This is a genomic window from Fictibacillus barbaricus (assembly GCF_014635025.1).
Lineage (GTDB): Bacteria > Bacillota > Bacilli > Bacillales > Fictibacillaceae > Fictibacillus > Fictibacillus barbaricus.
The window spans coordinates 477905-491500 of record NZ_BMCE01000001.1; the positions used below are offsets into that span (position 1 = coordinate 477905).

Below are 13596 nucleotides of genomic sequence, written 5' to 3' on the forward strand. Positions count from 1 at the left end.
TGAAAGCGTTTCCAGAGAGGGGTAATTATGAAGATTGTTATAGCACCGGACTCATTTAAAGGAAGCTTAAGTGCAGTAGAAGCAGCCAGGTCGATTGAAAGGGGAGTGAGTAAAGGTCTTCCGGAAGCAGAAATCATTTTAAAGCCAATGGCTGATGGCGGTGAAGGAACGATGGATACACTTGTCGCCGTAACAGCTGGCCAAAAGAGAAGAAAATGGGTTACTGGTCCTCTTGGCCAAAAGGTTGAAGCAGAATACGGCGTGCTGGGAGATGGCGAAACATGTGTAATTGAGATGGCCAGCGCCTCAGGTCTATCACTTATACCAAAAGATCAGCTTGATCCCTTAAAGGCTACAACTTATGGTACGGGAGAATTAATAAAGCAAGCATTAGATGACGGTTATACTTCTTTCATCTTAGCTGTTGGCGGTTCTGCAACAAATGATGGCGGAGTCGGAATGCTGCAAGCCTTAGGTTTAAAGATTCTCGATGCCGAAGGAAATCAGATTTTTTTTGGAGGAGCAGAGCTTAGGAAAGTTAAGTCAATAGATATGAGTGAGTTTGACAAAAGGATCAAGACAAGCCAGTTTCTCATTGCTTCGGACGTAGAAAATCCTTTAATTGGCCCACATGGAGCATCACATGTGTTTGGTCCACAAAAGGGAGCGACTCCCGAGATGGTTCTAGAATTAGATGCGTGTCTAGCTCATTGGGCAAATGAAGTTGAAAGAGTAATTGATGTTCATCTCCATGATTTACCAGGTTCTGGTGCAGCTGGTGGAATTGGTGGAGCATTTCAAGCTTTTTTTCCTTCTAGAATGAGAAGGGGCATCGATGTGGTTATAGAATATACAGGCCTTCAGACAGCTCTAGAGGGAGCGGATCTTGTCATAACAGGAGAGGGACAAGTAGATTTTCAAACTGCTTCAGGTAAGACGCCGATGGGAGTCGCCCAGGCGGCATTATTGAAAAATATTCCGACAGTCATATTGGCGGGTTCAGTAGGAAAAGGAATAGATGTACTTTATCAATTTGGAATTGTAAGCGTTCAAAGCATTATTAACAAGCCCATGGAGTTAAAAGAAGCTATGGAAACTGCTGGCGAATTGCTTGAAAAAGCTGCCGAACAAGAGGTCCGTTTATTTTTTTATCAACGAAATAAAATAGAACTTCCCACAGTTTAATAAAATTCGAAAAGGATTTTTACGGTTATTGCCCATTTTGTTAAAACAATAATGATTATTGAGAGGAGCTACACCGTTATGAAAATTAAAGCAACACTTGATAGAATTCCTGGGTCAATGATGCTATTTCCACTTCTCCTTGGTGCAACACTAAATACGTTATTTCCTGGAACACCTACTTACTTTGGTTCCTTTACTGGTGCCCTTTGGACAGGCGCTCTCCCAATTTTAGCTGTATTCTTTTTCTGTATGGGTACAACATTAAGCTTCAAAGCCACACCTTATATCATGAAAAAAGGTGGCGCGTTATTATTCACAAAGGTTGGCGTGGCTGCAATAGTTGGTATAATTGCGGCACAGTTCATAGGTACTGGAACGGTTCTTGGCGGATTGTCTGTACTTGCCATTGTTGCTGCTATGAATGACACGAATGGTGGTATGTACATGGCTCTGATGGGGCAATTTGGTAAGCCTGAGGATGCAGGTGCTTACTCAATAATGTCTCTTGAATCCGGTCCATTCCTTACAATGATTACTCTAGGTGTTGCTGGTCTTGCTGGTTTCCCTTGGCAAGCAATGGTTGGTGCAATTCTTCCATTAGTTTTAGGAATGATTGCAGGTAATTTGGATAAAGATCTCCGTGAATTTTTTGGAAAAGCTGCTCCTGTTCTAATTCCTTTCTTTGCCTTTGGTCTTGGTTGTGGTCTGGATTTCAAAAAAGTGGCTTCTTCCGGTTTGACTGGAATCTTGTTAGGAGTTGCTGTCGTAGTTATTACTGGTGCTGCTCTGTTTCTTGCAGACCGTTTAACAGGCGGGAATGGAATTGCAGGATTATCTGCTGCAACCACTGCTGGTAACGCCGCTGGAGTTCCTGCAGCTGTGGCTGCAGCAAATCCTGCCTATGCTGAAGTTGCGGGATCTGCAACAATAATGGTGGCTGCAAGTGTTATTGTTACAGCAATCCTATGTCCAATAATAGTTGCATGGTATGCAAACAGGCTTCAGCGACAAGGGAAATTAATCCTGAATGAGCGACAAGCAAGTTAAGATTTAACTAAGTAAATAATTTGTAAATTATGCCCCTGAGAGCATTTTCAGGGGCATAATCCTTAATTAATTGTAGTTATTAACATACTTAAAGTTGCAGTGTTTTTTTCTAAAATTACCTATTCATTAATATAAAAAAATGGAAAGAAAGTGATTGGAATGAAAACAACATTATTATATGGAAATGACGGATTAGAGCTAAATCTGCCGGACAATGCGTTTTTAGTCGAACCCAAAAACCTGCCAGGCTTAGAAGATGATAAGGAAGCAGTAATGAATGCATTAAAAAATCCGATTGGCTCAGCGCCGTTAAAGGAAATAGTTAAATCAACAGATACAGTCGCAATCGTGATCAGTGACATTACAAGACCAACCCCGAATCATAAGTTAGTTCCATGGCTTATCGAAGAGTTAGATCATGTTCCACACGAAAATTTTGTCATCATTAATGGTACGGGTACTCACCGTGACCAGACGCAGGAAGAGTTTGTTCAGATGCTGGGTGAGTGGGTAGTGAATAATATTCGCATTATTAACAACCATTGCCATGAAAAAGAAACATTAGTCAACCTTGGGGAGAGTAAGTTCGGTTGTGATGTTTACCTAAACAAGGATTATGTAGAAGCAGACTTTCGTATCGTCACAGGATTCATCGAACCGCACTTTTTTGCAGGGTTTTCAGGTGGACCTAAAGGGATCATGCCTGGAATAGCTGGTATTGAAACGATCATGACGTTTCATAACGCAAGAATGATCGGTGATCCAAGAGCAACATGGGGGAACATGGAGGATAATCCTGTCCAGGACATGACGAGAGAAATCAATCGTATGTGCAAACCTGATTTCATGCTGAACGTGACATTGAATAGAGAAAAAGAGATAACGGCAGTTTTTGCAGGTGAATTGTACGAAGCACATGATAGAGGATGTGCTTTTGCAAAAGAACATGCCATGATTCGCTGTGATAAACGATTTGATGTTGTGATTACCTCGAACTCAGGTTATCCGCTAGACCAGAACTTGTACCAGGCCGTAAAGGGAATGAGTGCAGCGCACAAAATTGTAAAAGAGGGCGGAGCTATTATTATCGCTTCGGAATGTTCAGACGGACTCCCAAGCCACGGGAATTATTCTAAAATCTTCGAGATGGCGAGCAGCCCGCAAGAGCTCTTGGACATGATCAACAATCCTGAATTCAAGATGTTTGACCAGTGGCAAGTTCAAAAGCAGGCAGTCATCCAGGTTTGGGCGGATGTGTATGTATATTCAAAACTGACGGAAGATCAAGTAAATGGAGCTATGCTGAAGAGTACTCAAGATATTGAACAGACGCTAGAAGAGCTGAAGAGTCAATTTGGAGAAAATATGTCAGTAGCCGTTATGCCATTAGGGCCATTAACAATACCATATGTTGAGGAATAGGACAGGGGAAGGCTCATTATGAAAAAGATGATCATGATAGCAGATGACCTGACAGGTGCTTGTGATGCTGGTGTACAGTTTACTCAGAAAGGCTTTAAGACAGTTGTCTGTTTTGATAAAGAATCAGCGAACGGAATTCAAGCTGACGTAATCGTGCTTGATACAAACAGCCGTGCTTTGCCGCAACATGAAGCATATTGTGCTGTCAAAGATACTGTTGCACATTTAAAAGCAGAGGAGTTAGGGTTGATCTATAAAAAGATTGATTCAACTCTTCGAGGCAATTTAGGCATAGAGTTAGATGCTTTAATGGACAGCCTTGCTTTCGATTTTGCGGTGATCGCACCTGCACTGCCTTCTCTTGGGAGAACTACTAAAGAGGGTATACATTACCTGCATGAAGTCCCAATCGAATTAACGGAGATTGCAAATGATCCGAAAACACCGGTCAAAGATTCTACAATTATAAACCTATTATCGATGCAATCACGGAGGGGGGCATCTTTATTTCCTAAGTACCTTCTAAAAGAGAACAAAAATAGCGTGCTCGATCACGTAATTGAACGTTTAGAAAAGAAGGATTCCTTGTTTGTATGTGATGCAGAAAGCGAAACTGATCTTAAGGAAATCGTAAATGCGTTCAGCAGGCTTCCCTATAAAATCTTATGGATAGGTTCTGCCGGATTAGCAGAATGGCTTCCGGCAGGTCAGAGACAAATAAGCCGTTCTCCAAACTTTGAACCAGACAAAAAACAGCTCCCTGTACTAGTCGTTGCAGGCAGCCGATCAGGTGTAGCAAAAAAGCAGGTTGATACACTATTACGTTCATCAGATATAAAGCAGGTTCTGCTTTCTGTTGAGATGCTGCCAGAGGAAGATAATAGAGATTCAGAGATATATAGATGTCAGGAAGAATTAAACCGTTATTTAATAAAGGGTCTTGATGTTGTTTTACATGTGGATCAGGGCAGCTCAGTAACAGATGATTTGCCATCATTGATCGAGGCAAGTTTAAGCCAGATAGTGTCAGTTGCCAGCAGAGATATAAAATTGAATGGAATTGTACTTACGGGCGGAGACACAGCAAAAGCGATTTGCAAAGAGCTTGGAGTAACAGGGATTGAGCTTATCGATGAAGTAGAACGAGGATTGCCTCTATCAAGGATGATAGGAGGTCCGGGATTGCTTACTGTAACGAAAGCAGGTGCTTTTGGTACGGATTCTTCTCTTCATCATGCTGTAAAACGATTAAAAGGAGACTTGTAAAATATGAGACCTGTTATAGCGATTACGATGGGAGACGCCGCTGGTGTTGGACCGGAAATTATTATTAAAGCTTTTGAAAATGAAATGGTCCAAAAAATATGCCGGCCAGTTGTGATAGGAGATTCCACGATTTTAAACCGTGCATTAAACTATGTAAATTCAAACCTTCAAATAAATTCGATTACAAGAATTAAAGACGCAGTATATGAGCAAGGAACGATAGATTGCTATGACTTGAACCTATTAGATGAACAGCTGCCAGTAGGAAAGGTTTCAAAAGAAGCTGGAAATGCGGCGTTTCATTATTTAGAGAAAGCAATCACTCTTGCGAAAGATAAGGCAATCGACGCCATCTGTACAGCTCCTCTGAATAAAGAAGCGCTTCATCTTGCAGGTCATATTTATCCTGGACATACCGAGATATTGGCTGAACTGACGGACACATCCGATTATGCGATGATGCTTTCTGCTCCAAATCTAAAGGTCATACATGTGACAACACATGTTGGATTAATTAAGGCAGTCGAACTTATTAATCCAGATCGTGTCTATCAAGTTATTAAGCTAGCAGATGAAACATTGAAAAAGGCAGGTATTCCTTCACCGAAGATTTCGGTGTGCGGGATCAATCCACATGCCGGTGAGAACGGTCTGTTTGGTAACGGAGAGGAAGAAGAGAAAATTGTACCTGCTGTTAAAAAGGCACAGGATGAAAAGATAGACGTTGTAGGACCGCTTCCGGCCGATACGCTATTTTTTAGAGCGACCCGCGGCGACTTTGATATTGTAATCGCCATGTATCATGATCAGGGGCACGGGCCAATCAAGGTGTTGGGATTAGAATCAGGCGTCAATATTACAGTAGGGCTTCCTATTATCAGAACAAGTGTTGACCATGGGACAGCTTTTGACATTGCAGGAAAAGGAATAGCAAGTGAAGAAAGCCTAGTAGAAGCGATCAGACAAGCTGTTGAGCTTGCTCCGAAAATCGAGGAAAGGGATGGTTTACAGTGCTGAACGCTAAATTTAAAAAACTTCAGGAAATCTTGACTGAAATGAAAACAGTCGTTATTGCCTTTTCTGGGGGAGTAGACAGCACTTTTTTATTGAAAGTCGCTGTTGATACGCTTGGGAGAGAAAACGTTCTTGCCGTTACAGCTGATAGTGAGACCTATCCGTTTGAGGAATTAGAAGAAGCCAAGAAACTGGCTGTTCAGCTAGGTGCAAGACACGAAGTAATCGAGACTTCTGAATTAAATATTCCGGGATACTCTGAGAATACCCCGAACCGATGCTATTTTTGCAAGAAAAGTCTGTTTGAACACCTTGTTCCAATTATGCATGCCCATCAATATAAAAACATCGCCTTTGGCTTGATCGCCGATGACCTTGGTGAGCATCGTCCAGGCACAAAAGCAGCAAGAGAATTCAATGTACGGGGGCCACTACAAGAGGCGGATCTTTATAAAAACGAGATTCGTGAATTATCTCAAGAGATGGGTATACCAACCTGGGACAAGCCCTCTTTTGCCTGCCTCTCCTCAAGGATTGCGTATGGTGAAAAAATTACGATGGAAAAGCTCAGAAAAGTGGACTTTTCTGAACAGGCGATCAGGGCTATCGGTATTCGTCAGGTAAGGGTCAGGACCCACGGGGAAATGGCGAGAATAGAAATTGAACCTTCAGAGATGCCAAAACTGATGGAACATCATCAAGAGATTACGGAAAAACTAAAAAGTTTTGGCTATACCTATGTAACGATGGACCTTACAGGGTATAAGAGCGGAAGCATGAATAAAGTACTTCAAGGAATTGAATTAGCATAGGCAGTTGATGCGGTTTCGTACAAATATAAACAAGTCAGCAGGTGATAGTGTGGAGAAATTTGAAGATTTAGGATTCAGTAAGGTTGATTTTGACAGAGAAAAACGAACAGGATATCCAGAAGTCATATATGGAGAAGGAAAAACAGCGGTTCAAATTCAACAGATCATGACTAAACTCATTGAAAAACACGGAAAAGTGCTTGTAACAAGAGTAGATGAAGAAAAAGGCAGAGCTTTGATTGAAGCTTTTCCCCTTGCACAATATGACTGTACCTCCCGGATTCTGCAGTACGGAGTCGCAAAACAGCAATATGGCGGAGAAGTTATGGTGTTATGCGCTGGAACATCCGATTTGTTCGTTGCGGAAGAGGCAGCCATTACGGCAGAGTGGATGGGCTGTAATGTAAAACGTTTATACGATGTGGGGGTAGCTGGAATAGACCGGCTGTTAGCCTATCGGGAAGAAATTACAAAGGCAAGCGTGCTTATCGTGGTGGCGGGAATGGAAGGAGCATTGCCGAGTGTAGTAGGAGGAATGGTGCGTCGGCCGGTTATTGCAGTCCCAACTTCTGTCGGATACGGTGCCCATCTTCAGGGCTTAACCCCTCTGCTTACCATGCTGACTTCCTGTGCATCGGGCATGAGTGTAGTAAATATTGATAACGGATTTGGGGCTGCCTATCAGGCTGCGCTTATCTTAAAGCTTGCTTCAGAGGGGGTTCATCATGAAGATCCTGTATCTTGATTGCCAATCTGGAATCTCGGGAGATATGACACTTTCAGCATTAATCGACCTTGGTGCAGACATTGATTATATCAGGGAACATCTAGAGAAGCTTCCGATCGATCCTTTTTCATTAAATGTAAAACAGGTCGATAAGAAAGGAATCTCTTCTAAGCAGCTGGTTCTTCACTTTGATGAACATGCTGAGCACCATCATTATGATCATAATGAGCAACATCATTACCATGAGCATGATCATACAGGCGGCGACCATACGCATCATCACCATCATGAACATGAGAATGAGCATCATCACCATCATGAGCATGAGAATGAGAATGAGCATCATCACCATCATGAACATCGAAAAGCTTCAACTATTTTGGAGATGATCGAGAACAGTCATCTGCCAATACGGGTGAAAAAAAGAAGTTTGTCTGTTTTTCAGGTTATCGCTGAAGCTGAAGGAAAGATTCACGGCATGGATCCAAAAGATGTCCACTTTCATGAAGTAGGTGCAATGGATTCTATTATCGATATCATTGGTGTTTGTCTAGCACTTGAAAGTTTGGGGGTAGAGAAAATAATCGCTTCACCCGTTCCAACTGGTCATGGAAAAATAATGATGGCTCATGGACTCTATCCAATTCCAGCTCCAGCAACTGCTGAGATTTTAAAAGGAGTTCCATTAGCTGATTTTCACGTTAAAGGAGAGTTGACCACCCCAACAGGTGCTGGATTTCTAAAAGCATTAGCACATGAATATGGTAATATTCCTCCTCTTGCAATAGAAAACATTGGGTATGGGGCAGGAAAAAAAGATTTTAAGCACCCCAATGTTTTGAGAGCTATCCTTTTCAATGCTGATGAAACAGAGAAGCGTGAACAAATCTCTGTCCTAGAATGCCAACTGGATGATTTCACTGGTGAGGCATTGGGCTATTTAATGGAAAAGTTGTTGAATCAGGGAGCACTTGATGTCTATTTTACCCCTGTCACGATGAAAAAAAGCAGACCGGGAACGCTTATCACGGTTTTGACTAAACCTGAAATGGTCTTATCATTAGAAGAGCTATTACTGCGTGAAACAAGTACCTTTGGCGTTCGAAAGTCCGAGTGGTCAAGACGAATTTTATCAAGGGAATTTAAAGAGATTGAAACGGTTTACGGAACAATAAATGTTAAAGTAGGAAAATTAGAAGGAAATATCATAAAAGTAATTCCAGAGTATGAGGATGTAAAAAAAGCTTCTTATCAGCATAATGTTTCGTTTGTTGACGTCTATTCGGAAGTAGAGCATGCGTCTAAAACACAAATAGGCCTATAATTTACCTTATATCCATCTGAGTTACGTATATTTTATAGCAGCAGTGGAGGTTCGTTAATGAACGAAATTGAATTAGTGTCCATACTTACTTTAGGTTTCATGCTTGGAATTAAACATGCGCTAGAACCCGACCATATAATAGGGGTATCAACGATTGCAAGCCAGAGCAAAAAGTTATCGAAGTCAGCATTAGCTGGTGTTTTTTGGGGTGTTGGACATACAGCGACCTTGCTTACCGTTGGAATGGGACTTATTTTTCTGAAAAGTGATGTTCCGGAAAAGTATGCTATGAGTTTGGAGTTTCTAGTTGGGATCATGCTTGTCTATTTTGGGCTCTCAGCAATTTATTCCCATAAGAACAAGACTCACTCAGAAGCTCATGGACGATCATTTGTAAAGTTTTCCTATGGAAAAGCATTATTTATGGGATTCATTCATGGATTGGCAGGAAGTGCAGCTCTCGTTTTGCTGACGATGAGTACGGTTGATAATCTTCTAGAAGGCGGTCTTTATATTGTCGTTTTTGGAGCAGGAACAGTAGTAAGTATGCTTTTCTTTACCACCATCATAGGGATCCCGTTCATAATGAGTGCAAACAAAAAGACTTTTCATAAACCGCTTATTCAACTTACAGGCGTAATAAGTACCTTATTTGGAATCTACTATATGTACAACCTAGGTGTTACTGAAGGATTGTTTAAACTTTGGATTTAAGTGTTATTCCAGTTAGGGCAATAATAAGAAAAAAGAGCCTGCAAGCTTCTTAGCTTGCGGGCTCTTCTTAATTTTTATAACTCATTACTATTTTCGCCGTATTCGGCAGGGTGTGTCTTCCGATTTTAAAACCGTCTTCTTTTGTTGCGAGGCTTGCGTCTTTTTCTAATAATCTTGATCTCTTTTACTTTAATGAACCTCACGCTAATGAATAAGAAATAAGTTAGGAGTGCGACATAAAAGAAGATCGGTACGCTTTCGAATTGATTCTTGGCAACCAGGTAAAACATATAGAATAAAAACAATGTGATGATCGTCCCGTATCTTGGCAATGGAATATCTTTTAAACTTGGAATCTTAATCGTGCTGACCATCAAGAGCGCCAATCCGTAAAAAATCAAAACGAACACCCATAACGGGATCATTTTAACAAAAAAGACTAAAAAGACCACGATGCCACCAGCTGGAGGGATTGGAATGCCCTTGAAGTATTTCATGGATTCTTCCGTGTCAGTGATATTAAAGCGCGCTAAGCGATAGGCGCCGAATAGCGGGAAAAGTCCGGCAAGAACATACCCCCACATACCTAGATGCACAAAGTAGGAATTGGCGGCAATAAAGGCAGGAGCTGCACCGAATGAAACGACGTCTGCGAGGGAATCCAGTTCCTTGCCAAGCGTGCCTGAAACACCTAATATTCTAGCGGCTCGACCATCAACAGCGTCCAGCATCATCGCGATAAAAATCAGCATCGCTGCATTTCGGAAATCGCCATGGGCAGCATATCCGATAGAAAGAAAACCACAAAACAAGTTCCCTAAAGTTAATAAATTTGGAATATGTTTTTTCATTGTACACGTCCCTTAAAAAAGTACTCTACCATCTATGATAGACCATTTACTGTAAAAACGTTAATCTTTTTCGTTAAATAATTAGCTTAACAAAGTTTGGGGAAAGAAAAAAGAGATTCTTTCAGCGTGAAATGTTCCTAAGGTGTGATTCGACGTGCGTGGAACTTGATAGATTTAGCGTAAAACGAAAGACTTTTGGAGTGAAAAATAGCTTTTTTTGCTTGAAACCTCCTACATTTTGAGCGAACGTGTAACAAATATATGAACACGTACCGTAAAATTCAAATAATGAAGAGAACTGACTCAATGAGCCAGTCTATTTAACACTTTTCTTCAAATAACTCTCGAACAGAAGATCAATCAGAAGCATCAGCGTTGACCGGGCTGTGATATCATACCCTGCGAACTTCACGCGATCGACGGTCATGCTTAAGTTGGTTTTGACCATTTTACCGAGTGTGGAATCTGACGAGTTCGTGATAGCAGCTGTATCTACAACTTTATAAGTTAGTTTTTCTGCGGCTTGCACCAGCGTTTTTGTTTCACCGCTCGATGAGATGAAGAACACCAAATCATTAGGCTCCACCATGTTTGGCAGCAGATCAATCATGTGTGATTCATATGTATAATGAGTTTGTTTGTTCGTCTGCATCAAAAGCTTACTAAAGTACTCGGCCATCATTTTAGACAAGCCGACTCCGACCACGATTACTCGTTTCGCGTTCACCATTTTCTCACTTAATTTTTCAAGCTCAGCCGTTTGAATCGTTTCGAAGGCTGAGACGAACTCCTCTTTATATCGGTCAACCGGATGGTCATTACGCAACAATTGCTGGTTTTCAATCGTCTTCAAAATAAACTTTAGCTCCGAAAAACCCTCTAAACCTAGTTTGTGAGACATCCGTACGATCGTGGTCGTACTTACGTTGTTTACTTTTGCGATCCCGGTCAATGAATGTTTTTTTGCTTCATCTAAATTCTGGTCGATATAATAAAGCACTTGCTTTTCAGTTGGTGTGAGCTCGGCTAAATGACTTCCGAACTGATCCAAGACTTTCCCCATGAGTAACTTCCTCTTTTCCGCACATATCTTTCCCTTAGTATAGCTGATTTTTCATTCTGTACAAATATACAGCGTCTGTACAAAGACAACGCTTACTTTTGTGTTACAACTTAGGTATAGAGAGTTGGAAGTGCTTTCATACTAAAGAAAGATTGGAGTGAACGTCATGGAACTTAGAAACATGACCCATCCGAATTTAGTGATGTTCGATGTGGATGCTCAAAGTAAAGAGCAAGTCATCCGGCAGCTAATTTCTAAAATAAAGAAGCAAGGTTTCGTAGAATCAGAAGACGCTTTTTTGGAAGCGGTTTTAAAACGTGAAGAGCAATCTCCAACAGGAATGGAGAGAGGCCTTGCGATTCCGCATGGTAAGTCTTCAACTGTTAAAGAAGCCGTTTTTGCGGCGGCACGTTTGAAGACACCTCTTGCTGATTGGGAAAGCATCGATCCGAACAACAAAGTTCAGCTTGTTTTCATGATCGCGATTCCAGAAAGCGAAGCAGGCACAACTCACTTAAAAGTATTGTCTACATTGAGCACAAACTTAATGCGCGACGACTACTTAGAGGGCTTGATGGCCGCAGAATCACCTGAAGAATTTTTAAACAGACTGGATGTTGAAGAGAAACCGGAAGCTCCAGCTGAAATAGAATTCACAAAAACTGTTGTGGCGATTACTGCTTGTGCAACAGGGATCGCGCATACGTACATGTCGGCTGAAGCTCTAGAAAAAGCGGGTAGTGAACTTGGCGTAAGAGTTCTTGTTGAAAAACAAGGAGCGAATGGAATCGAGGACGAGCTTACAGCAGATGTCATTAAAAACGCAGACGCAGTAATATTCGCTACTGACATCGCTCCTAAACGCTTAGATCGTTTTGCAGGGAAAGCTTATGTACAAACACGTGTCGCTGAGCCTCTTCGCAAAGGTAAAGAAATAATTCAAAAAGCAATAAACAATCCAGATGGAGTTGTTGAACAAGGTGACGAAGATGAGTCACCAACGACGTCCTCAAACGGCGGTGGATTCTTTAAAGATATGGTTCAAGCCGTAATGACGGGAATCTCGTACATGATACCGGTTATTGTTGCCGGTGGTCTGATGATGGGGATCGCGAAGCTTGGTGCAATGCCGTTCGGACTTGTAAACGAACTTGCAGATCCAAAATATGCAACACACTCAAATGAACTTTTCGTTATTTTGCATCACTTAGACAAATTGGGTGGACTGATCTTTAAGTTCATGTATCCGATATTTGCGGCGTTCGTGGCCTATTCACTGGCTGACCGTGTTGGTCTTGTTGCCGGATTTATCGGTGGAGCTTTTGCAGGAGGACTTCATTACACATTCTGGAACAATCCTGAAGGCATTCCGTCCGGTTTCTTAGGCGCATTGATTCTGGGTCTGGCAGCCGGTTATATAGCTCGTTTCTTGAACCAAAAGATTCAATTGAACAAGAACCTAGCTGCGATGAAGCCTATGTTCATCATTCCAGCGGTTTCAATTTTATCTATTTTCTTCTTAAACTTTTATATTGTTGACCCATTGTTTGGCGGGTTGAATGCTGTTTTACGCAACTGGATTGAAGCAGCACAAGGTACTGGCGATGTTGTTTTAGCATCAATCATCGCATCTGCAACTGCCTTTGACTTAGGTGGACCGATTAACAAAGCAGCCGGTGCGATTGCGATTGGACTTGCGGCTGACGAAGTGTATCCGTTGACGGCTCGTGTACTTGCAATTGTTATTCCACCGATCGGACTTGGACTAGCTGTAATCATTGATAAATATATTGTTGGACGCCGTGTGTTCCCGGCTGACCTTCGTATCACAGGTAATACTTCATTATTATTAGGATTCCTCGCGATCTCTGAGGGTGCGATTCCGTTTATGCTTCGTAACCCGTTGATCACGATTCCGATCAACATCATCGGTGCAATCCTCGGCGCAAGTACAGCAGTTCTTTTAGGAGCAGTACAATGGCTGCCGCTTCCGGCAATCTGGGGCTGGCCTCTAGTTGAAAACCTATGGGCATACCTTCTAGGACTCGTTGTAGGTGCAGGCTTTATCGCATTTGCAAACATCTTTATCCGTTTTGCGATTTTAAAGAAAAAAGAACGACAAGCATAAATTTAAAAGGGGCGCATCTTGAAAAAGGTGACCCCTCTTTCTA

The 13596-nt window shown here is 41.8% G+C and carries 12 protein-coding genes; 10 read left to right on the top strand and 2 right to left on the bottom strand.

From position 1 onward, the window contains the following. Positions 1-27 precede the first annotated feature (27 nt). From IEV52_RS02315 to IEV52_RS02355, 9 genes are all read left to right on the top strand, one after another. Positions 28-1185, top strand: a complete 1158-nt coding sequence (locus tag IEV52_RS02315; protein ID WP_188400913.1) for a glycerate kinase — start codon at positions 28-30, stop codon at positions 1183-1185. A gap of 78 nt (positions 1186-1263) precedes the next feature. After that, on the top strand, positions 1264-2232 hold the full coding sequence (locus IEV52_RS02320) for a 2-keto-3-deoxygluconate permease (RefSeq protein ID WP_188400914.1): 969 nt from the start codon (positions 1264-1266) through the stop codon (positions 2230-2232). A 159-nt stretch (positions 2233-2391) separates the two neighbouring features. Beyond that, the gene (gene larA, locus IEV52_RS02325) at positions 2392-3654 is read left to right on the top strand and encodes a nickel-dependent lactate racemase (protein ID WP_188400915.1); all 1263 of its coding nucleotides are present in this window, start codon (positions 2392-2394) and stop codon (positions 3652-3654) included. Between the two features lie 18 nt (positions 3655-3672). Then, positions 3673-4920 carry a four-carbon acid sugar kinase family protein gene (locus tag IEV52_RS02330; RefSeq protein WP_188400916.1) on the top strand — a complete coding sequence of 416 codons (1248 nt, stop codon included), beginning with the start codon at positions 3673-3675 and terminating at the stop codon, positions 4918-4920. A 3-nt stretch (positions 4921-4923) separates the two neighbouring features. Further along, entirely contained in the window at positions 4924-5937 is a 1014-nt protein-coding gene (gene pdxA / locus IEV52_RS02335) for a 4-hydroxythreonine-4-phosphate dehydrogenase PdxA (RefSeq protein WP_188400917.1), read from the top strand. Continuing rightward, positions 5931-6746 carry an ATP-dependent sacrificial sulfur transferase LarE gene (gene larE / locus IEV52_RS02340; protein WP_188400918.1) on the top strand — a complete coding sequence of 272 codons (816 nt, stop codon included), beginning with the start codon at positions 5931-5933 and terminating at the stop codon, positions 6744-6746. The genes pdxA and larE overlap by 7 nt, the downstream gene beginning before the upstream one ends. Before the next feature lie 7 nt (positions 6747-6753). Beyond that, positions 6754-7491 (top strand): nickel pincer cofactor biosynthesis protein LarB, encoded by a 738-nt coding sequence (gene larB / locus IEV52_RS02345; RefSeq protein ID WP_188400919.1) that lies wholly within the window; start codon positions 6754-6756, stop codon positions 7489-7491. Continuing rightward, the gene (gene larC / locus IEV52_RS02350; RefSeq protein ID WP_188400920.1) at positions 7472-8797 is read left to right on the top strand and encodes a nickel pincer cofactor biosynthesis protein LarC; all 1326 of its coding nucleotides are present in this window, start codon (positions 7472-7474) and stop codon (positions 8795-8797) included. Before larB ends, larC begins: the two co-directional genes overlap by 20 nt. A 57-nt stretch (positions 8798-8854) precedes the next feature. Further along, positions 8855-9511: an urease accessory protein UreH domain-containing protein gene (locus tag IEV52_RS02355; RefSeq protein WP_188400921.1), complete on the top strand. Its 657-nt coding sequence runs from the start codon at positions 8855-8857 to the stop codon at positions 9509-9511. Between the two features lie 125 nt (positions 9512-9636). On the opposite strand, the gene pssA is transcribed toward IEV52_RS02355, so the two are convergent. Both pssA and IEV52_RS02365 read right to left on the bottom strand, forming a co-directional pair. Then, on the bottom strand, positions 9637-10362 hold the full coding sequence (gene pssA / locus IEV52_RS02360; protein WP_188400922.1) for a CDP-diacylglycerol--serine O-phosphatidyltransferase: 726 nt from the start codon (positions 10360-10362) through the stop codon (positions 9637-9639). Positions 10363-10678: 316 nt separating this feature from the next. Further along, the gene (locus IEV52_RS02365; RefSeq protein ID WP_188400923.1) at positions 10679-11425 is read right to left on the bottom strand and encodes a MurR/RpiR family transcriptional regulator; all 747 of its coding nucleotides are present in this window, start codon (positions 11423-11425) and stop codon (positions 10679-10681) included. 166 nt (positions 11426-11591) lie between these two features. Here IEV52_RS02365 and IEV52_RS02370 point away from each other — a divergent pair, with 166 nt between their 5' ends. Beyond that, a complete protein-coding gene (locus IEV52_RS02370; protein ID WP_188400924.1) occupies positions 11592-13553 on the top strand; it encodes a fructose-specific PTS transporter subunit EIIC in 1962 nt (653 codons plus the stop codon). The last annotated feature ends 43 nt before the right edge of the window (positions 13554-13596 follow it).

What these genes read in the sequence shown, in the direction of transcription:
- pssA (WP_188400922.1), bottom strand. Translation starts at nt 10,362, where the DNA reads ATGAAAAAACATATTCCAAATTTATTAACTTTAGGGAACTTGTTTTGT.
- larA (WP_188400915.1), top strand. Translation starts at nt 2,392, where the DNA reads ATGAAAACAACATTATTATATGGAAATGACGGATTAGAGCTAAATCTG.
- IEV52_RS02365 (WP_188400923.1), bottom strand. Translation starts at nt 11,425, where the DNA reads ATGGGGAAAGTCTTGGATCAGTTCGGAAGTCATTTAGCCGAGCTCACA.
- IEV52_RS02355 (WP_188400921.1), top strand. Translation starts at nt 8,855, where the DNA reads ATGAACGAAATTGAATTAGTGTCCATACTTACTTTAGGTTTCATGCTT.
- pdxA (WP_188400917.1), top strand. Translation starts at nt 4,924, where the DNA reads ATGAGACCTGTTATAGCGATTACGATGGGAGACGCCGCTGGTGTTGGA.
- larB (WP_188400919.1), top strand. Translation starts at nt 6,754, where the DNA reads ATGCGGTTTCGTACAAATATAAACAAGTCAGCAGGTGATAGTGTGGAG.
- larC (WP_188400920.1), top strand. Translation starts at nt 7,472, where the DNA reads ATGAAGATCCTGTATCTTGATTGCCAATCTGGAATCTCGGGAGATATG.
- IEV52_RS02370 (WP_188400924.1), top strand. Translation starts at nt 11,592, where the DNA reads ATGGAACTTAGAAACATGACCCATCCGAATTTAGTGATGTTCGATGTG.
- IEV52_RS02330 (WP_188400916.1), top strand. Translation starts at nt 3,673, where the DNA reads ATGAAAAAGATGATCATGATAGCAGATGACCTGACAGGTGCTTGTGAT.
- IEV52_RS02315 (WP_188400913.1), top strand. Translation starts at nt 28, where the DNA reads ATGAAGATTGTTATAGCACCGGACTCATTTAAAGGAAGCTTAAGTGCA.
- IEV52_RS02320 (WP_188400914.1), top strand. Translation starts at nt 1,264, where the DNA reads ATGAAAATTAAAGCAACACTTGATAGAATTCCTGGGTCAATGATGCTA.